Annotated in this window: 10 protein-coding genes; 6 read left to right on the top strand and 4 right to left on the bottom strand. The window is 52.7% G+C overall.

Features of this window, described 5'->3' with window-relative positions:
• The 5 genes from LCH85_01375 to sbnB are packed head-to-tail and all read left to right on the top strand — an operon-like array spanning nucleotide 1 to nucleotide 16,266.
• Nucleotides 1–4,260 (top strand): SDR family NAD(P)-dependent oxidoreductase, encoded by a 4,260-nt coding sequence (locus LCH85_01375; GenBank protein MCA0350621.1) that lies wholly within the window; start codon nucleotides 1–3, stop codon nucleotides 4,258–4,260.
• Complete coding sequence (locus LCH85_01370; protein ID MCA0350620.1) at nucleotides 4,257–12,908, top strand: amino acid adenylation domain-containing protein; 8,652 nt, start codon at nucleotides 4,257–4,259, stop codon at nucleotides 12,906–12,908. Before LCH85_01375 ends, LCH85_01370 begins: the two co-directional genes overlap by 4 nt.
• Entirely contained in the window at nucleotides 12,905–14,203 is a 1,299-nt protein-coding gene (locus LCH85_01365; protein ID MCA0350619.1) for an MFS transporter, read from the top strand. The genes LCH85_01370 and LCH85_01365 overlap by 4 nt, the downstream gene beginning before the upstream one ends.
• 11 nt (nucleotides 14,204–14,214) lie before the next feature.
• Entirely contained in the window at nucleotides 14,215–15,237 is a 1,023-nt protein-coding gene (gene sbnA, locus LCH85_01360) for a 2,3-diaminopropionate biosynthesis protein SbnA (GenBank protein MCA0350618.1), read from the top strand.
• Between the two features lie 30 nt (nucleotides 15,238–15,267).
• A complete protein-coding gene (gene sbnB / locus LCH85_01355) occupies nucleotides 15,268–16,266 on the top strand; it encodes a 2,3-diaminopropionate biosynthesis protein SbnB (protein MCA0350617.1) in 999 nt (332 codons plus the stop codon).
• Nucleotides 16,267–16,314: 48 nt separating this feature from the next.
• Here sbnB and LCH85_01350 read toward each other — a convergent pair whose 3' ends face one another.
• The 4 genes from LCH85_01350 to LCH85_01335 form a co-directional block, all read right to left on the bottom strand.
• Nucleotides 16,315–16,515 carry a transposase gene (locus tag LCH85_01350; protein MCA0350616.1) on the bottom strand — a complete coding sequence of 67 codons (201 nt, stop codon included), beginning with the start codon at nucleotides 16,513–16,515 and terminating at the stop codon, nucleotides 16,315–16,317.
• A gap of 142 nt (nucleotides 16,516–16,657) precedes the next feature.
• Nucleotides 16,658–17,485, bottom strand: coding sequence for a hypothetical protein (locus tag LCH85_01345; GenBank protein MCA0350615.1), 828 nt, complete (start codon nucleotides 17,483–17,485; stop codon nucleotides 16,658–16,660).
• 26 nt (nucleotides 17,486–17,511) lie between these two features.
• On the bottom strand, nucleotides 17,512–18,567 hold the full coding sequence (locus LCH85_01340) for a hypothetical protein (protein MCA0350614.1): 1,056 nt from the start codon (nucleotides 18,565–18,567) through the stop codon (nucleotides 17,512–17,514).
• Nucleotides 18,564–19,076, bottom strand: a complete 513-nt coding sequence (locus LCH85_01335; GenBank protein ID MCA0350613.1) for an RNA polymerase sigma factor — start codon at nucleotides 19,074–19,076, stop codon at nucleotides 18,564–18,566. Before LCH85_01335 ends, LCH85_01340 begins: the two co-directional genes overlap by 4 nt.
• A gap of 1,696 nt (nucleotides 19,077–20,772) precedes the next feature.
• Here LCH85_01335 and LCH85_01330 point away from each other — a divergent pair.
• Entirely contained in the window at nucleotides 20,773–21,318 is a 546-nt protein-coding gene (locus tag LCH85_01330; GenBank protein ID MCA0350612.1) for a hypothetical protein, read from the top strand.
• The last annotated feature ends 3 nt before the right edge of the window (nucleotides 21,319–21,321 follow it).

The following is a 21,321-nucleotide window of genomic DNA, read 5'->3' as shown; positions in this document are numbered from 1 at the left end:
ATGCATGCCTATACCGATACCGATATTGCAATCATTGGGATGGCTGGACGCTTCCCAGGAGCCAACAATCTAACAACGTTTTGGGATAATATCCAACAAGGAATTGTCTGCATTACAGATTTAGAGCTGCAACAACTTCAGGCCAGAGGAATTGACCCAGCCTTGCTTGACGATCCTGCCTACGTCAAACGTGCGCCCTTGCTGCTTGACGATATTGCTGGCTTCGATCATAGCTTTTGGGGGATTACGCCCAACGAGGCCGCCTTGCTTGATCCCCAGCAGCGAATGTTGCTGGAATGTGCCTGGGAAGCCCTTGAACAGGCGGGCTATGCGCTTAAACAGCCGCAAAAAGTTGGGGTTTTTGTGGGAGTCGGCGCAAATAACTATTTGTTGCAACAAGTGCTAGCCAATCCAAGCGCAATCGAGCGCAATGGCGATTATGCGGTGATGCTAGCCAATGACAAAGATTATGCGCCAACCCGAATTTCATTCAAGCTCAATTTGCTAGGGCCGAGTGTCAGCGTGCAAACCGCCTGCTCGACCTCGTTGGTGGCAACCCATATGGCGATTCAGAGCATTCTGAATGGCGAAAGTGCGCTGGCCCTGGCTGGTGGCGCAGCGCTGCGGATTCCCCAAATTCAAGGTCATCTCTATCAAGCTGGCATGATTCACTCGCCTGATGGTAATTGCAAGCCCTTTACCAGTGAGGCGGCTGGCACAATTGGCAGTAGTGGCGCTGGCATGGTGTTGCTCAAACGGGCGCTTGATGCGGCGGCTGATGGCGATCCAATTTGGGCAGTGATCAAGGGGAGCGCAATTAATAATGATGGCGCTCAGAAAGTTGGCTTTACCGCGCCAAGCATCAAGGGTCAGGCCCACGTTGTAGCCGAAGCCTTAGCCTTGGCCGAAGTTGAGCCGAGCATGGTTGGCTACCTTGAAACCCATGGCACAGCGACTAACCTTGGCGATCCCATCGAATTAGCGGCGCTGAAAAAGGTTTTTGGGGCGACTGCCGCGCAAGCATGGTGTGGCTTAGGCACACTCAAAGCCAATATTGGCCATCTCGATAATGCAGCTGGGGTGGCAGGCTTGATCAAAACTGCCTTGGCCCTGCATCATCGCCAACGACCACCAACTGCCTATGCCACCATTCCGCATAGCGATTTGCAACAATCACCATTTTATCTCAACCCGACTGCTAGCGCTTGGGATGCAAATCTTTATGCGGGAGTCAGTTCATTTGGGATTGGCGGTACGAATGCCCATGTGGTGCTGGCGGTAGCCGAACCAATCGCCAAGCAAGCTCAGGCTGAATCATGGCAATTGCTGCCAATTTCGGCGGCCAGCGTTTGGTCGCTGGAGCAGCAAACCGAGCGGTTGGCGACGCATCTGCAAACCAATCCAGCGCAATCGTTGGCTGATGTAGCCTATACCCTGCAAACTGCGCGGCAAGCCTTTGCTCAGCGGAGTTTTGTGGTTGCCAAAAGCCCTGAACAAGCCAGCCAAGCCTTGTTGGCCAGCCCAATCCGTGAGTTTGCCAGCCAACCGCCCAAGGTTGCTTGGCTCTTTTCGGGGCAGGGCAGCCAATATGCCGGGATGGCCGCTGAACTCTATCAGCAAGCGCCCGCTTTTCGCCAAGCAATTGATCTGGTCAATCGTTATGCTCAACCCTTGCTTGGCTACGATCTGCGGCAACTGATGTTCGATCATGCGAGCGATCTGACGGCGACGAACATCGCGCAGCCATGTTTGTTTATGCTGGAATATGCCTTGGCTCAGCAATGGTTGGCGTGGGGCATTCAACCACAGGCCTTGTTTGGCCATAGCATTGGCGAATATGTGGCCGCTTGTATTGCTAATGTGCTGGATTTACCGACTGCTGTGCGCTTGGTGGTGGCGCGTGGCCAGCTAATGAACCAATTACCTAGCGGAGCGATGCTCAGCATTAACGCGAGCCTCGATCAGATTCAGCCAATCTTGCCTGTTGAACTTGATTTGGCTGCGATCAACACCGCTAATCTGTTGGTAGTTGCTGGTGAACATGCAGCGATCCACGCGTTTCAGCAGCAATTGACTGAGTGTGGCATCGAATCACGCATACTGCACACTTCGCATGCTTTTCATTCACGAGCAATGCAGCCGATGTTAGCAGCGTTTCGCCAACACTTCGCCGATGTGCAACTCCAAGCACCGACAATTCCAATCCTCTCGAATGTAAGTGGCACTTGGCTGACTGCGGTCCAAGCAACCAGCGTTGATTATTGGCTTGAACAGATTGTCAACCCAGTGCAGTGTGCTGCTTGTTTGGCCCAGTTGTTGGCCGATGATGCTTGGATTGTGCAGGAGCTTGGGCCTGGGCATACGCTGGCAACTTTTGCCCGTGCCAGTCAAGCTGCTCAAACGCCGTTGATTCTTACTAGTTTGCCGCATCCACAGGCTAAGCAAGCCGATATAGCCGTGATGTTGCAAAGTTTAGGTCAATTGTGGCAAGCAGGGATTGTGGTGCAGTGGCAGGCTCTCCATCAAACATCGGGTCATAAAGTTTGGTTGCCAACCTATGCGTTCGAGCGCCAACGCCATTGGATTGAGGCTGAACAAGCCCAAGCGCCCCGCCCAAGCAATCAAGTAACCATCAATACCCCAACATGGCAGGCTCAAAGCTTAGCAACCACCGCAATCCAAGCTAGCACATGGCTGGTGTGGGGCAGCCAATCAAGCACAATCGAACGACTGATCGAACAATTTGCCACCGATCAACAGCTCTATAGTTGCGATCAAGATACGTTTGCCCAACAGAGCAAACAGCTTAATCCTACAACCAGCCAAATCGTCTATTTCAGCAACTTCAGCAGCCTCTCAGCATGGTCAGCCGCCGCTGATCTGTTGACCATCGCCAAGCGGGTGCGCGAGTTGGGGCTAGCCCAAGTGCATTTGCATATTGTGAGTAGCCAGAGTTTGGCGATTGCTCCGCACGAAGATCTCAACCCGCATGATGCTGCATTACGCGGGGTGGCGATGGTTTTGGCTCAGGAATATCCCGAAATCAGCAGCCATTGGCTTGACCTTGATTTTACCCATCAAGCGTGGCCGAGTATGTTGGCTCAAGAGCTACAAAGTGCCAGCGAGCCAGCGGTGGCGTTGCGTGGTTTCAATCGGTTTGTGCCGCAGGCTAGGGTTGCAAGCTTGCCCGCCAATCAGCAGGGCTTCCGCGTTGGTGGTTGCTATCTGATTACGGGTGGCAACGGCGGGCTGGGTCGCCAAATCGCGCTCCAACTAGCCGAGCAGTATCAGGCCAAGATTGCAATTTTGAGCCGTTCGCTCGCGCCTGAGTCGCCCACTGCCAATGATTTGCAACAGCAGATTGCCGAACGTGGTGGTGAGGCCTTGATTATTCAGGCCGATGTGGCGCAGCCCAAGCAATTGGCCGAAGCTTTAGCGCTGGTCGAAACCCACTGGGGCCAATGTCATGGTTTGATTCACGCGGCAGGAATTGCGGGGAGTGCCGCCCAAATTAGCTGTGCTGAAACCACCCAAGCAACGTGGGATGCGCTGATGGCGGCCAAGCTCCATGGAACCCAAAATCTTGCCATGATGGTGCGGCCTTGGAAACTCGATTGGGCGGTGGTGATGTCGTCGTTAGCCAGCGATTTGGGTGGGCTGGGCTTTGCTTGCTATGCCAGCGCCAACATCGCCCAACATGCGATTGTGCATCAACTCAATCAATCGAGCGCTGTGCCGTGGTATTGCATCAACTGGGATGGTTGGCAGAGCGCCGACGAAGCCGATCCGCAGCGCTTGAGCTTTGAACAAGGCTGGGCTGCGCTAAGTGCGATTGTCCAACAACGCGGCGTACTCAACCCCCAAGTGGTTGTGGGCGATGTTGCTGCTCGTCGTCAGCGCTGGCTCTATCCACAACCGACAGTTGCCGCACCAACGACAACGCATCGTCCACGTTCAGCCAATTATGAGGCACCACGCAGCCAACTCGAACAGCAACTTGCAGCAATTTGGCACGATTTACTTGGTGTGAACGAACTGAGCATTCACGATAATTTCTTCGATTTGGGTGGCCATTCGTTGTTAGCAACCCAAGTGCTTGGCCGAATTCGCCAGCAAATTCAGCTCGATCTACCGCTACAAGTGCTTTTTGAAGCGCCAACCTTACAAGGCCTGGCCGAGCATATTCGGCAGCAACAGCTTAGCCAAACCTTGCAAGCACAGGCAGTTGGCGGTAGCGAGCGTGAGGAGATTGAGTTATGAGCGCGGTTCAAGCATTGCTCGAACAATTAAATGCACTCGACATAAAATTATGGCTCGATGGAGCAAATCTGCGGGTGAACGCGCCCAAAGGGGCATTAACGCCTGAATTACGGGCTGCGCTAAGTGAGCAAAAACCGCAATTAATTGCTTGGTTCGAGCACTATCAGGCGGCGGCCAATTCGAATGTAGCGATTCAGCCAAGCCCAAGAACTACGCCTTTGCCGCTTTCCTTTGGTCAAGAACGGCTGTGGTTTCTTGATCAACTGGAAGGCCAAAGCACTGCCTACAATTTATCGGGCTGTTTTGAAATTCAGGGTGCATTCAAGCCCGAATTATTAGCACGAGCGCTCCAGCTAAGCCTCGAACGCCATGAAATTTTGCGTACCAGCTTTCCAACTGTCGCGGGCCAGCCGATTCAACAGGTTCATCCAACGCCGAACTTGAGCGAATTGCCATTAGAAATTGCCGATTATTCAAGTGCTGCCGCACCTCGCCAGCAGGCCTTGCAGTATCTGCGCGAGCAAGCTTTGGCAGGCTTCGATTTGAGCAACGGGCCATTATTGCGCGTGGTGGTGGTGCAACTTGATGCTGAGCAAGCCATGCTGTTGGTGGTGATGCACCACACGATTGCTGATGGTTGGTCGATGGGCTGCTTGATTCATGAATTAACCACCAGTTACCAAGCCTTTGCCCAAGCCACCCGACCGCAATTTCCCGCCCTGCCAATTCAATATGGCGATTTTGCTGCTTGGCAACGTGACTCAGCGCAAGCTCCACATTGGCAAAAACAGGTGCAATTTTGGCACGACAATTTGCTTGGCGCACCAGCCTTGTTGGAGCTACCCAGCGATTATCCGCGCCCAGCTAGCCAATCGTGGCGAGGCAAAACCTGCCATTTTGTGCTTTCGGCTTGCCTCAGCCAGCAAATTCGCCACGTTGGCCAGCGCTATGGTTGCACTCCGTATATGACCTTGCTGGCGGGTTTTGCTTTTTGGCTCGCCCGCATGACTGGTAGCCACGATTTGCCAATTGGCACGCCGATTGCCAACCGCAACCGCCTAGAAACTGAAAACTTGATTGGCTTTTTTGTCAATAGTTTGGTGATACGGATCAAGCCTGATCGCAATCTGCCCTTTTCAGCGCTGTTACGCCAAACCCAAGCGGTCAGTTTGGCCGCCTTTGCCAATCAGGATGCGCCATTTGCTCAGGTGGTCGAGGCCTTGCAACCTGAGCGTAACTTAGGCTATAACCCAATTTTTCAAGTGATGTTTGACCTGCAAACTGCGCCAACCAGCAGCGTACAGCTTCCCAATCTTAGCTTCGAGCCATGCTTGCTTGATGAACTTGGCGAAGGCACGGCGATGTTTGATCTGTCGTGGACAATGCAAGATTTGGCGAGTGGCTTTACTGGGCAGGTCGAGTTTGCGACCGATCTGTTTGCGCCAAGCACAATCGAGCGCTGGATCGAGGATTTTGAACAGACCTTGAGCTATGTTTGTGCTGCGCCTGAACATCCCTTGCATAGCCTGCCGATTTCGCGCTTGGCCGATTGGGGCTTTCAAGCGCCGATTAGCGCCGCTCAACCAATTCACCATTTGGTTCAGCAGCATGCCCTGGTTCAACCAAATGCTTTGGCCGTAACCTGGCAAGGCCAGCATTTGAGCTATGCCCAACTCGATCAGGCGGCCAATCGCTTGGCGCACTATTTGATTGAGCAAGGCATTGGCTGTGGCGATTTTGTTGGCCTCTGTTTTGAGCGCTCGCTAGCCATGCCAGTTGCTTGGTTGGGTGTGCTCAAGGCGGGCGCGGCTTATTTACCGCTTGATCCAAGTTACCCGCTTGAGCGCTTGGCTTTTATGTGCAGCGATGCCAAACTGCGTTTGGTGTTAACCCAGGCTGGGTTGGCCGATTGTTTGCCGCTTGAGCAACCGCTCGTCATTTGGGAACAACTAAGCGATGCGCTGGGTGATTATCCTGCGACCGCGCTTGGCGTAGCAATTCACCCGCAACAACCAGCCTATGTGATTTATACCTCTGGCTCGACTGGCTTGCCCAAAGGAACCGTGATTGCCCACGGCCCGCTGGCTCAAACCTACCGTGCTTGGGAACAGGCCTATCAGTTGAGCGACACGATTCGGGTGCATTTGCAAATGGCGGCGTTTTCGTTTGATGTCTGCACTGGCGATTTTGTACGGGCACTCGGTTCGGGTGGACGCTTAGTGCTTTGCCCTCGCGATTATTTGCTCTCGCCCGCCGATTTATATCAACTGATTGTCAGTGAACAGGTTGATTGTGGCGAATTTGTGCCAGCAGTGCTACGCGAACTTTGTCATTATTTGGCATTAACCAAGCAAAAACTGGCAATGCCCTTGGTCATCGCTGGCTCGGATATGTGGTATGGCGAAGAGTATCAGCGTTTTCAAACTGTGTTTGAGCCTAGCACCCGCTTGATCAATTCATATGGTGTGACCGAGGCAGTAATTGATAGCTGCTATTTCAGTGCTGATCAGCCGTTGATTGCTGAGCGCAGCGTGCCAATTGGCCGCCCATTTGCCGCCACCGCGATGTATGTGCTTGATCAATGGTGGCAGCCCGTTCCAAACGGGGCAATTGGCGAGCTGTATTTGGCGGGCGAACGTTTGGCCAGCGCCTATCTTGGCCGCCCCGACCTCACCAGCGAGCGCTTTGTGCCCGATCCTTGGGGGCGTTTGGCTGGAGCACGCATGTATCGTACTGGCGATCGCGCCCGCTGGACGAGCACTGGTCAGTTGGAATTTCTGGGGCGTGGCGATCAGCAAATCAAGCTGCGCGGCTTTCGGATTGAGCTAGGCGAGATTGAAACCGCCCTGACTCACTATCCTAGCATCCAGCATGCAGTGGCTTTGGTGCATACCACGCCCCATCCGCAGTTGGTGGCGTATGTTGTTGCCACCCAAGCGCTTGACCAACCAGCCTTGTTGCAATGGCTCCAAACCCGTGTGCCCGAATATATGCTGCCCAGCGGCATTGTTGAGCTTGAGCAATTGCCATTAACTCCCAATGGCAAGGTTGATCGCAAGGCCTTACTCGACTTAAAACCAACCCAACTCAGTGCAACTGAACAGGTTGTGCCAGAAGGGGCAACCGAGCAAGCGCTGGCCGCAATTTGGCAGCAGGTGCTTGGGCAGCCAGTTGGTCGTCATGCCAATTTCTTTGGCTTGGGCGGCGATTCGATTTTGGCGATGCAAGTGGTCAGTCGCTGCCGCGCTGCGGGCTTAGGGTTAACGCCACGTTTGTTATTTCAACATCAAACGATCGCTGCTTTGGCGCAGGTGTTGCCCACGCTTGAGGCGACGAGCACCATTCAACAGCCCGCCCGCGCACCACGGCAGCTTCTGCCAGTTCAACACTGGTTTCGCGAGCTAGCAGCGCCGAATCCGCACCACTACAACCAGAGTGTGTTGATTGAATTAATCACACCGCTTGAGCCTACTCGACTACAAGCCAGCCTGAATCAATTAACCGCACTGCATCCAAGTTTACGGCTAGCGTGTGATGCTCAGTTTGAGCAAAAACTGCATGCAGGTGAACCAACCTTGCAGGTGCTCAAGCTTGATCCTACTCAGCCTGCTGCTGCCCAAATAACCGCCTACGCCGCCCAGCGCCAACAACAACTGCACTTGCAACAAGCGCCACTGTGGCATACCAGCTATTTGCAGCAGCAGGAGCAAGCTTGGCTCTTGTTGATTGCTCATCACTGGATTATCGATGGGGTTTCTTGGCGAATTGTGCTCGGCGATCTGGCGACGTTGTTGAACGGGCAACAACCCTTGCTTGCCAGTACCAGCGTCGCCGAATGGGCTGAGTATTTGCAACAGCAAACCAGTCAGCAGTTTTTCAGCCAACTTGGCTATTGGCAGCAAACAATCCAGCAATTAAAGCCTTTAGTTGCCAGCCAAAACCAACAACTCAATAACGTGGTTGCTCAAACCCAGCGTTATCAACAGACGCTTAGCCCACAATTAACATCAAGCCTGCTCGGCGAGCTGCATCAAGCCTATCGCACAACGATTGATGACCTATTGCTGGCGGCCTTGGTGTTGAGCTATTGCGAATGGAGCGGTGAGCAAGGGCTGAGCCTTGAGCGCGAAAGCCATGGCCGCTTTGGCGATCAAGCTGATTTGGATTTGACGCGCACTGTCGGCTGGCTGACCAGCATCTATCCCCAACATGTGAGCTTGCCCGCCAACCCGACCTTTGCCGAAAGCATCATTGCGGTTAAAGAGCAATTACGCGCAGTGCCAGATCAGGGCTTGAGCTATGGCTGGCTGCGCTATCAACATCCCGATCCGACGGTTCGCCAAGCGTTAGCACTGAATCAACCGTTGGCTGTTACCTTCAACTACCTTGGGCAACTCGATCAAGGCACACTGGTAGCCCCATTCAAGCGGCTTGCCGAAATTGACCTTGGCAACGAGCAAGACCCTGCCACTCCACGCAGCAGCATTGTTGAAATCAATGGCTATATCAACAATGGCGTGCTGACCTTTAATTGGGAATATTGCTACGATTGGGCGGCGGCGGCAGCCCTTGAACAATGGGCCAGCAGCTTTGCCCGCACGCTTGAAGCCTTAATTGAGCATTGTCGCACTATGCAGCAACCACGATTAACGCCGAGCGATGTGCCTTATGCCCAACTCAATCAGCGCGAACTAGATGATTTGGCTCTGCGGGTTAAGCAACCAATTGCGGATATCTACCGGCTTACGCCATTACAAGAGGGCATGCTGTTTCATAGCTTACTTGCCCCCGAACAGCAATTTTATATCGAGCAAGTCGCATGCCGGCTCGAGGGCGCGATTGATCCAGGTTTGTTTGAACGGGCTTGGCAGCAGGTCGTCGAGCGCCATGCTGTGTTTCGGACAGCCTTTTATAGCGATGGCTTGAAGCATCCCTGTCAGGTGGTTATGGCACAGGCTGATTTTCAACTTTGCTATCACGATTGGTCTGTTGAACAAATTGAATCCAACCAACTTAACGACATTGCCCAAGCTGACCGTCAACGCGGCTTCGATCTTCAGCAAGCGCCATTAATGCGGATCAGCCTAATCAAACTGGCTGAACAACACTATCACTGTATTTGGACGCATCATCACCTGTTGCTTGATGGTTGGTCGGTGCCGCTGGTATTGGGCGAAGTAGTGGAATACTATCAAAACCTGATCGCTGGCAGCCAACCCAATTTAGCCCCAGCCCCAGCCTATCGCGAATACCTTGGCTGGTTGCAAGCCCAAGATCAACGCCAAGCCCAGCAATTTTGGTGCGATTATTTGGCGACTCAAGAACAACCAACTGCCTTGCCCTGCGATTACACTGGCTCACACCAAGCAAGCCAAGCTTGGGCCAAAGTTCAGCTGCAACTCACTTCGGCTGAAACCCAAGCCTTGAGCCAATTCGCCCGCGACCAGCATGTGACGCTGAGCACCCTAGCTCAGGCCGCTTGGGGCTATGTCTTGGGTCGCTATAGTAGCCAACAGCAAGTGGTGTTTGGGTTAACAGTTGCTGGCCGACCCGCCAATTTGCCAGCGGCTGAACACATGGTCGGAATGTTTATCAATACCTTGCCCTGCGTTGTGCCGCTGAATCCTGAGCAATCAGCCGGCGCATGGCTGCAAACGCTTCAGCAACAACAGCTTGAAGCCCAACAATATGCCGCCAGCAGCCTTGTTGATATTCAAAGCTGGAGCACTATCGCTCAGCCAACACCACTATTCGAAAGTATTTTGGTGTTTGAGAATTACCCGAGCAAGCAGGCTGACGATCAGCAAACGAGTTTACAGATTAGCGAGATTCAAGCGACTGAACAGACCAATTACCCTCTGACGCTGGTGGTTGCTCCGGCTGAGCAACTGGTTTGTAGCCTTAGTTATGCGACCGAGCGCTTTGATTCAGCCCTGATTGAAGCGGTATTAACGGGCTTTTGCCAGACCCTGATCGCCTTCACGCGGCAAACAACCTTGGCCCAATTACCAACCCTCGGCGTGCAACCCCAACAACTAGCAGCTTGGAATGCGACTGAACAACCGCTTAGCCCATATTGCTTGCACGAGCTGTTTCAGCAACAAGCCCAGCGCACACCGCAAAACATCGCGATTATCACTGCTGACCAACGCTTGAGTTATGCCGAGCTTGAGCAGCAATCGAATCAAGTTGCTCACTATTTATGTGGCTTGGGAGTTGGCCCAAATAGCTTGGTGGGAATTCATCTCGAACGTTCGGCTTTGATGTTGGTGGCCATATTGGGGGTGCTCAAGGCCGGCGGAGCTTATGTTCCACTTGATCCTAGTTTTCCCTTGGAGCGGCTAAGCTATATGGCCGAGGATGCCAATATTCGGGTATTGCTGACTGCGACCTCAACCCAAGCGCTAGCCTCAAGCCTTCAGCATGGCCCATGGGCGGTGGTGGAATTTGATGCGATTGCCGATACCTTGGCACGTATGCCTACCACTGCTCCGTTGCCAAGTGCTCAACCCCACGATTTGGCCTATGCAATCTACACCTCCGGCTCAACTGGCAAACCCAAGGGAGTGTTGCTTGAGCATCAAGCAGTGGTTAATTTTGTTCAATCAATTCAGCAGCAACCAGGCATGGCCTCCAGCGATCGGTTGTTGGCAGTTACTACCTTGTCGTTTGATATTGCGGTGCTTGAGTTGTATGGCCCTTTGCTCTGTGGGGCAACGGTTGTGCTGGCTAGCCGCGAGGCTGCTAGCGATGCTGAACAATTGATCAACTTAATTAATCAACATGACATAACCACGATGCAGGCAACCCCCGCGACGTGGCGAATGTTGCTGGCGGCTGGTTGGCAGGGTAGCAATCTACGGGCACTTTGCGGCGGCGAGCCATTACCACGCGATTTGGCTGGAGCGCTGCTTGAGCGGGTTGCCCAAGTTTGGAATATGTATGGCCCAACCGAGACCTGTGTTTGGTCAACCTGTGCCCAAATTACCACCGAACTGCTGCTGAATTCAACCCAGCTTCCAATTGGCCGACCATTGGCGAATACCCAATGCTATGTATTGGATGCTCAGCGACAGCCATTACCAATCGGCGCATTAGGCGAATTGTATATCGCTGGGGCTGGCGTGGCCCGTGGCTATCACGAACGGCCTGAATTAACCGAACAGCGGTTTGTCCCCGATCCGTTCAGCCACAACCCAACCGCGCGAATGTACCGCACTGGCGATTTGGCTCGCTATCGCAACGATGGCACGCTGGAATGCTTGGGCCGTATCGATCAACAAGTTAAAATTCGCGGCTATCGAATTGAGCTTGGCGAGATCGAAACCATTCTACTGACTCACCCCAGCGTGGCCCAAGCCTTGGTGGTGGTGCAAACAACCACAACCGATGCCCAATTGATTGCCTATGTGATTGGCACGACCTCAGAGGTGGCAATCGAGCCGTTGCGCCAGTACTTGGCCTTGCAACTCCCACGCTATATGCTGCCAGGCGCAATTGTGGTGCTGACTGAATGGCCATTAACCCCCAATGGCAAGATTGATCGTCAGGCCTTGCCCAAGCCGTGGAGCGAGCAGCCCAGCCAGCGAATTGCCCGTGATCCGCTGGAATTACAACTACAACAACTCTGGACAAGCGTGCTTGGTCATCAATTGGGTATTCACGATCACTTTTTGGAGCATGGCGGCCACTCGCTGATTGCCATTCGATTTATGGCCTTGCTCAACCCAACGCTTGAGCAGCCGCTGCCATTAACCAGCTTATATCAAGCCCCAACGATCGCCGAAATGGCTCAATTGCTGCGGCATCAAAGCCGCCAATGGTCGCCATTAGTGCCATTACGCCATGGTACAGCCGAACAAACGCCGCTCTTTTTGCTCCCAGGTGCGGGCGGTAATGTGCTGTATTTACAACAACTGGCCCAGGCAATTCCAACTGAGCGGGCGATTTATGCAGTACAAGCCTATGGCCTAGAGCCAAACCAAACCCCACTGGCGACGGTCGAAGCCATGGCCCAGCAGGCTTGGCAAGCAATTCGCCAAGCCTACCCTCAAGGCCCATATACCCTGATTGGGCACTCGTTTGGCAGCGATGTGGCTTGGGCTGTCGCTAGCTTAGCACTTGCCGAGGGCCAGCAAATTTGCCAATTCTTCAGCCTTGATAGTGCTGCACCCCAAATTCGCCAGCAACCACGCCAGCTTGAGCCATGGTCGGAATGGATGCACCGTGGCAAGCAGGTATTGGAGCAGGCATTTGCAGTTGATTTGGTGCTGACTGAGGCTGATTTAGCCGAATTAAGCCCACTTGAGCAATGCGGCCTGCTAACTGACCAACTGATTGCACTCGGTATTTTGCCAGCCCAAACCGAACCCAGCCTGATCGAACGCTTTTTGAATGTCTTTCGGGCCAATCATCAAGCGAGTTTTCAGCCAGCTCAAGGCTTGGCAGTGCCTGTCGTGCTGATCAAGGCTCGCGACGAGGCTCCTGATCCAAGCCTTGATCAACAGCCGGATTGGGGTTGGAGCAACCTAACTAGCCTAGCGCTGGAGATTGTGAGTTTGCCAGGCGATCACCACACGATTTTGCATGAGCCCTATGTTCAAGCCTTGGGGCGCTTGATTGGGTTTGGTTTGGAGGTCGCCGTATGATTTCGCTGCGGCGCTGGCAACAACACCCAATGCTGCGCTTTGTGTTGCTTTGGTTTGGCCAAACTGGCTCGATGATTGGCTCAAGCCTGACTGGCTTTGCCTTAGGCATTTGGGTCTATCAACAGCATGGCGTGGTAAGTGATTACGCTTGGGTGCTGCTGACCAATACCTTGCCTGCCACCTTAATCGCGCCATGGGCTGGAGCCTTGAGTGATCGTTTTAATCGGCGCACGGTGATGCTGATAAGCGATAGCATCGCCGGCCTTAGCACGATTGGATTGATCATCTTATTTAGCACTGGGCAATTGGTGATTTGGCAAATTTATCTCGCCAATAGTATTAATGCGCTTGCCCGTGCCTGTCAATGGCCAGCCTATGTCGCCAGCGTCCCACAATTAGTCGATTCGACGCACCATAATCGGGCGAATGGCTTGATGCAACTGAGCCATGCCTTGGCCCAATTGCTGGCTCCGCTGATTGGTAGTAGTTTGCTGGCCTGGGTTGGCATGCCCTTTATCTTTACCCTCGATCTTCTGACCTTTGGGCTGGCGTTGGTAATTACGGCGAGCACCCGTTTTGCGCCCCAACCACAGGCGACCGAGCATGCCGACGTGGCGTTATTGCAAACGGCCTTGCTGGCATGGCGCGAGTTTTTGCGCTACCCCAGCCTCGTCGCCCTAACCAGCTTAATTATTTTGAGTAATTTTAGCGCTGGCAGTATCGAGGTCTTGATCACGCCATTGGTGCTGGAACTGCATTCAGTGCCGACGCTGGGCATGCTGCTGACGTTTGGTGGTTTGGGTATGGTGGCGGGGAGTTTGTTAGCAAGTATGCTGCGCCCGCCGCGTGGTTTGGCTCGCGCAGTTTTACTAGCTGAACTGATTGGCGCATTAGCCATGCTGTTGGCTGGTTGGCAACCAAGCGTTGTCGGATTGGCAATCGCGGCAATCATCTACTTTGGCATGTTGCCATGGGGCAGTGCCAACCACACCAGTTTAATTCAACAACAGCTGCCAAATGCGCTACATGGGCGGATTTTTGCCTTGATTAGCGCTCTCGCGTCGTTAGCACTCACGCTTGGCTTCGTCAGTGCGGGCTTGCTGGCCGACCGCTTTTTCACTCCAGCCATGCAACCCCATGGCTGGCTCAACCCATTATTTGCTTGGCTCGTAGGTACGCAGCCAAGCAATGGCATTCAACTGCAATTTATAAGTTTGGGATTACTAACCTTGCTGTGGACTATCGGGGTTGCTGGATGGCATGCTCGTCAAACGCCGCCATCCGAGCAACTATAGGAGATGTTGGGATGTTAACCCACGGATTCACCAAATTAGCCCGTTCACACGACGGGATTGTTCAACTGATTGGTAATACGCCCTTAATTCCGTTACGTCGGATTTTTGCTGAGCATCCGATTCAGCTTTTTGCCAAGCTGGAGATGTTCAATCCAGGTGGCAGCGTTAAGGATCGGGTGGCACGCTCGATTATTACCAAAGCGCTAGCTGATGGTCGAATCGATCAAGCCACCACAATCATCGAATCAAGTTCGGGTAATTTAGGCATTGGCCTCGCCCAAGTCTGTCGTTATTTTGGCTTACGCTTTATTTGTATTGTTGATTCACGCACCACTAACCAAAATATTCAAATTCTACGGGCTTATGGGGCTGAGGTTGAAATTATTACCCAGCCTGACCCCGATTTGTTGACGGCGCGGATCAAGCGCGTGCATGCGCTCCAAGCCAGTATTCCTAATAGCTTTTGGTGTAATCAATACGCAAATTTACATAATCCAATGGCCCATTACGCCACCATGAGCGAAATTCTGACAAGTTTGCCGAATGCTCCCGACTATCTGTTTTGTGCGACCAGTAGCTGTGGCACGCTGCGCGGTTGTGCTGAATATATTCGCGAACAAGGTTTAGCAACGAAAGTCATCGCGGTTGATGCCTTGGGCAGTGTGATTTTTGGCGGCCAGCCCGGCCAGCGCTTGATTCCAGGCCATGGCGCATCGCGAATTCCCGAATTGTTCCAGCCCGATTTAGCGGCTGGGGTTGTCTATGTTTCCGATGCTGATTGTGTGGCTGGCTGCCATAGCCTGCTCGACCAAGAGGCGATTTTTGCTGGCGGCTCGTCGGGTGGCGTGATTCGCGCCATTGCTCAGATGCTGCCTAACATGCCAGCCAACGCCACCTGCGTGGCAATCTTGTGTGATCGTGGCGAACGCTATCTTGATACCGTTTTCAACCATGCTTGGATCGATCAACATCTCCCAAGTGTCCTGATTAATCAATCGCAACTGATGATTGAACGCGAAAATGTTGTCGGCTAAACTGCCGCTGTGAGGAATACGAGGAATACAATGCAACAATCATTAACCCTACTCAAAGGCCATGAAGTTGGGCGCATTCTCGATGGAGCCGAATTAACCTTGATCGATTTGGTGCAAGCGGCTTACGAAGCGCATCAGGCTGGATTAAGCTCCTTGCCGCATTCCAGCTTTTTGCGCTTCCCAAATGATCCATTAAATCGGATTATTGCCTTGCCAGCCTACTTAGGTGGTGCGCAACCGAGTGCGGGAATTAAGTGGATCGCCTCGTTTCCAGGCAACCTGAGCCATGGTATCCAACGGGCCAATGCCACAATTACCCTGAACGATCCGCAAACTGGCTTGCCGATTGCCTTTATGGAAGGTGCGCAAATTAGTGCCAAGCGCACGGCGGCCAGTGCGGCTTTGGCCGCCAAATATTTGCATTCCAACCCACAGGAGACGCGGGTTGGCTTGGTTGGTTGTGGCGTGATCAACCATGAAACCCTGCGCTTTTTGCTGGCAGTCTTTCCGAGCATTCGTGAGGTGCTGGTGTTTGATACCCAACCAGCCCATGCCGAGCATTTTCGGGCGGCATGTAGCGATCAGTTTGGGTTGAATGTGCAGGTTGTGGATTCAATCGAGGCCTTGCTTCAGCGCACCAGCTTAATCGCTTTGGCAACGACGGCAATTACGCCCCATATCGACGATTTGAGCATGTGCGCTGCTGGCACAACTATCTTGCATACATCGCTGCGCGATCTCAACCCACGCTTAATCGAGTTTTGCGATAACGTAGTTGACGATCGTGAGCATGTCTTGCGAGCCAATACCTCGCTCGATTTGGCTCAACAAGCTTTGGGGCATCACCATTTTGTGCGTTGTAATCTCGCCGAAATTACCAGCGGCCAAGTTGCTGCCCGCCCAAACCCAAAACAAACCACAATTTTTAGCCCATTTGGCTTAGGCGTGCTCGATTTAGCCTTGGCCCAGTGGGTTTTGGACCAAGCCCGCGAACATACGATTGGCCTGACCCTCAACGATTTTTGCTAAGCAGCGCACCCCTCTGATTTATCGAATGAAGCTGATCGGGCCGCAGCTTCATTCGATAAATGCTGGGTACTGGCGCTCGTATTTGGCCCTAAACGTCGCTGCCGCTTGGTCGGCCTGCGCCCGGTCGGGTTGATAGAAGATCGCCCGCAGCTCCGCGTGCAGCGCATTGCGGTACTTTTCGGGAACGTGACTTTCGATATTACTCATTTTATGAACGACACAGTGCTGGTGTTTTTCAGGGCATAGAATTCTGATTTACTGATTTCTATCAGAATCCAAAAACACCAGTGATGCAGCTCAGCGAGCTGCATCATGGTATGGGCATCCGTCATAGCCCGCCACTATGTGTGATTGATGTGGTCTTGCATTTACCCCAATCGAGGCTGCGTTCTTATTGCACGATCAATGTCAATTGCGAGCCACCATCGGTTGAAACGTGGTAGCTGCCGGGACTGGTGGTAGTTGGTACGACGAATGTCGTTTGGCAGCGATTGGCATAGCAGCCAAGTTGAGCCACAACCGCGCCATCGAGGGTTAAGGCGAATGCGCGTGCCGATTCGTTATACAGCCCACCACTGCAATGCATATAGCCACCAGAGCCAACGACTTGCACCGAGCCACCAGGCGCAATGCTGGTTGGATTCAAGCTGGCTAAGCTGGGCGGAATTAGGGTTGCGGTTTCGTTGGCAGGGCAACCACCAAGGCCGACGACTGGTGGCATGAAGTCCTCACTGGTTGCGAAACCATTAATTACTGCTGGCAAGAAGGTTAGCCGTTCATCTTGCACATCGATCCGTAGCTGCGAGCCACCATCGGTTGAAACGTGGTAGCTGCCAGGATTGGTGGTAGTTGGTACGACGAATGTCGTTTGGCAGCGATTGGCATAGCAACCAAGTTGGGCTACAACCGCGCCATCGAGGGTTAAGGCGAATGCGCGTGCCGATTCGTTATACAACCCTCCACTGCAACGAATGTAGCCGCCATAACCGGTGACGTGCACCGATTCGCCTGGCAGTGGATTGGTTGGGGAGAGCGTCAGCAAAGTTGGCTCAATCAGCTCTTCGGTTTCACCTGGTGGGCAATTAAGCGGCGTGAATGGGTTAGATTCACTGGTGGCGCGAACTCCTGGAGTAAGCATAAATGCCCCACTAAAACCGACAATCGCCATGATTAGCCATACACGAAGCCATGGACGATTGATGAAACGTGTGCTGTGCATTGTTCTTCCTCCTAATACCAATAAAGTTATGGTGTTGCTGTTGGTAACGACGGCGTACTCGTTGGCGGCGGCATTGGTGGCAAGCTGTCGGTTGGTGTTGGCGCAACACTGGTCGGTGTTGGGGTTGAAGTCGCGGTCGGTCCTACGGTGCCAATCGCTGTCAGCGGCGGTAGCGAAGGTTCCGTTGGCGTTGACGAGCCTAGAATCACGGTTTCGGTCGGGCCTTGGCTTGGAACCGTGGTTGCAATAGGCGGCATGGTTGGGAATCCTTGGGTCGCGCTTGCTGTCGGCTGCGAGCCAGTTGTTGGCACAGGGCTGCTTGGTGGCACGCGTGTTGGGTCAGTTTCCTTAGTCGGAGCCGGTGCTTCGGTTGGTACGGCGCTCAATGCGGGCATAGCCGTGGCCGATGGAAGCTGATTAGTCGCTTCCGGCGAAGACACTGGACTATCGGTTGGGACTGGAATGGCGGTGGCCACTGGAACCGTCGGCGGATTAGTTGGCACGGTTGTTGGTTGAACCTGAATACTGGTTGGCACGACTGGGATTGGGCTGGGCAATGGCTCGGCGACCATTGTTGATTGGCTCGATTGGGTTGGAGTAACCGCTGGTTGGCTGGTTGTTGATGCAATGGGCAAGCTTGTCGCGCTCGGCTCAGCGACGCTCAAGGTTGATGTGGCTTGTCCTTCAGCAACAGCAGGCGATACGCTCGTTGGTGTTGTTGGAAGCTGAGCAATCGTTGAATGGTGCTTGATTTGAATCCGATTGGGTGCGTCAATACCGACCCATGCCAAAAGCACGGCAATTGCTGCGAGTTGGAGCAACCAAACTGCGCGAGTTTGCCAGAACCGGGGTTGCTGGGTTTGGCCCATGATTTGGCCGTAAATTGCGGTGACAGTTGTGATTGGTGGGCGAGCGTCGCTCTGAGCAAGCAGGGCAAACGATTGCTCGGTTTGGGCCTCCAGTTGGTTCAGGAACGCATTACACTGCTGGCACGTTGCGAGATGCTGCTCAAAAGCAGCGGCATCCGCTTGTGCCACATCCATATCCTGCTCTAAAATAATGTTAATCTCAGCACAATTCACAATTCACTCTCCCCTGCATACAGGTCGCGGAAGCGATGGCGAGCACGATGCAGGCGTACCCGCACGGTTGAGACATTTTCACTGAGCAACTCGGCGATTTCGCTGGGACTAAGGCCAATACAATGCACCATCACTAAGAGTTCTGCTTCACGCTGGTTGAGTCGAACCAAGCAATCGCGCACATCTTGGGCGGTTGCAATCGCGTGTTCATGCGAAGGTGTACTGGTCTGAAATGGCAGCCAGCGCCAGCGGCGTTTGCGTCGCAGCATATCAATCACCAGATTTCCCGCAATGCGGCAGAGCCAAGCATAGGGGTTATTTGGCAAGGCTTGGGTGCGAAGGGCAACAAGCGCCTTGGTAAAGGTTTCTTGCAGCAAATCAGCCGCATGGTCTTCATCGCCGATCAGGCGCACGAGGTAGCGAAAGATCGCGAGGTTATATTGGTCAAACCACGCGGCCAAGCATTCTCGCACGGCAGCCTCGGCCAGAGGCACTGAGTCAACCACCATACACAATCCTTACATCCAGCTCAGAAGAATTACATTTAAAGACGAATACGCATGCCCTAACATTTCAACAATGCAAACGAATTTCAAAAATTGCGCAAAATCGGTGGGTTTTCAACCATCCTTCGTGCGCGAATGCAGATTTGAGGCGTAATTTGAGGCGTAAAAGGTATGCTCCACTCATTTTAGGCAATCGTTGGAGTAACGAGGAAGAGGAAAAATTCGATCTGCGTGGCCGCGAGTTGGTGTAACGAGCCACTTGACACGCTTGATAGACTGGACATGAGTATCGATCCTTCTCATGTCAATAGCACGCTGGGCCACCAGTGAGCAGGCTCAGTATAAAAAGTGGACACACTGGAGTGTCAGAACCAGCGCCCCGAACGGCAGGGGTTTGAAATGCACTTACACAATTTGCCGGCATATTTGGAACCTAGTGTTAGAACCAGCGCCCCGAACGGCAGGGGTTTGAAATGCACTTACACAATTTGCCGGCATATTTGGAACCTAGTGTTAGAACCAGCGCCCCGAACGACAGGGGTTTGAATGCTCACAACAAAAACCAACGGCCAAGATTGATTACGTAACAAATCAATCTTGGCCGTTGCGGTATTCCACCATCGAGCAAGATACTGGAATGAATGGATCAGGTGGCGATTTTCAGGGCATAAAGGGCTGATTTGCTATACAAATCGGAACTTATAATTAATAAAATTTAATCACAGTCCATCATCGTACAAGATACTGGAATTGCTCTCTATCCCGTTTTCATGTACACTCGTGCCAGGCTATTCAGGGATATCTTTTTTGAGGAGATTTTAAGAATGCAGACGCAGAGCTTAACAACCGTGTCTGGGACGACCGGAAACTCGTGTGCTGATCAGGTACATCATCGGTCGGATCACCCTCATCATCGGCGGCGCTGCTGGCGTTGGTTGAGCCGTTTGATTTCCTGCGCAGCCAGGCCACACAATGCCTCAACCATCTGCTCAAACGGCATCATCCCACCCAAGAGCCGATGCGTAGTTTTTATGAAACCGCTCCACGAACGGCTTTAAGTCGGGGCGATGGGGTGGACACACATCAACCTGAATGCCGAGATTGAGCAACAAGCATTGGAAGGGCGATGGAAAATCGGCGACGCGCTTATTACTGACCAATCGCACATCACAATCCATCCGATTGATTACCCAATCGGTGGAGGCGTTGAGCGCGGTGGCAAACTGGCGATTCGACCAGTCGGGGGGCCATGGAGCAATTCGTACAAGGTGCGGCGGGCGGCAAACCAGTGATCCGTAACCATCGATGACCTCCCAGCATCAGAACGCGCGTGAATTTGGAGGTCATGATAGAGGATAGGGGGCTGCCGACGATGTGGGGAAATAGCACAGCATTCGTCATCATTCATCGCGTGTACCATAGGATTCAGCCGCAGCCTTGGCTGCACCAAAAACGCGGAAGAGCGTGGGCATTCACTCAGTTTCGTAGAACGATGCGTAGCCAGAATTGACTAGTACAATGGGCAAAAATGCGTATCCGTCGTGGTCATAAAGGGTTCATTTGACGCGCTATGTGTGCAAGCGCTGCTGCATGCCCAGGTCAATGTGGCACAGTTTCCGACGAGACTCTATTAGCTACAATAGCTGGTGCTTGATTATCGGTTGAATCGCGATTTTAACCCTAATGACAAGGATCTCTCATGGACACAATAACAAATCTTATAAACAATTTAGATGTGGGAACAGCGGTTATCACGGCCTTTGTGTATCATCAGCAGGTGACATGGTTTGTTTGTGATAAAGACCTTTGGTTTTACCCATCGCATATCCTCGCGAGTTTATTACAACAACCTCTGGAGACGAGTTTACCGTACCACGAATCTGATCAGGAACGAGGAATGCTCCTTAATACAGATGATATAGACCGTTTGTATCGTTGGATGCAACCGTATCATGTCTCCATCACTCAGCTTCAGATCGCCATGCAACGCTTTATTCCACCAACCACATCGTGGGATTTATTCATGTTTGAACCATGTTTTTATATTAATGCCGATACACATCATTTCGTTTCTCACTATTCCGAACCGATCGAGTATGAAACCTTTATTCCGGCCACATGGACAGGGGTATATGGTGATTTTATGCCCTTAATTCCCATAGCAGATTGTTACTGGATTATTGATGGCTGTGATTGGATTAGTTATGGTTGGTCGCTTGAAAATAAAAAACACACAGTTAATTAATTT

Source organism: Chloroflexota bacterium, from assembly GCA_020161265.1.
Classification (GTDB): Bacteria; Chloroflexota; Chloroflexia; order Chloroflexales; family Herpetosiphonaceae; genus Herpetosiphon.
Note: the sequence above shows the minus strand (reverse complement) of the source record. Positions and strands in the feature narration are given on the sequence as shown.

What these genes read in the sequence shown, in the direction of transcription:
- LCH85_01375 (MCA0350621.1), top strand. Translation starts at nt 1, where the DNA reads ATGCATGCCTATACCGATACCGATATTGCAATCATTGGGATGGCTGGA.
- LCH85_01370 (MCA0350620.1), top strand. Translation starts at nt 4,257, where the DNA reads ATGAGCGCGGTTCAAGCATTGCTCGAACAATTAAATGCACTCGACATA.
- LCH85_01365 (MCA0350619.1), top strand. Translation starts at nt 12,905, where the DNA reads ATGATTTCGCTGCGGCGCTGGCAACAACACCCAATGCTGCGCTTTGTG.
- sbnA (MCA0350618.1), top strand. Translation starts at nt 14,215, where the DNA reads ATGTTAACCCACGGATTCACCAAATTAGCCCGTTCACACGACGGGATT.
- sbnB (MCA0350617.1), top strand. Translation starts at nt 15,268, where the DNA reads ATGCAACAATCATTAACCCTACTCAAAGGCCATGAAGTTGGGCGCATT.
- LCH85_01345 (MCA0350615.1), bottom strand. Translation starts at nt 17,485, where the DNA reads ATGCACAGCACACGTTTCATCAATCGTCCATGGCTTCGTGTATGGCTA.
- LCH85_01335 (MCA0350613.1), bottom strand. Translation starts at nt 19,076, where the DNA reads ATGGTGGTTGACTCAGTGCCTCTGGCCGAGGCTGCCGTGCGAGAATGC.
- LCH85_01330 (MCA0350612.1), top strand. Translation starts at nt 20,773, where the DNA reads ATGGACACAATAACAAATCTTATAAACAATTTAGATGTGGGAACAGCG.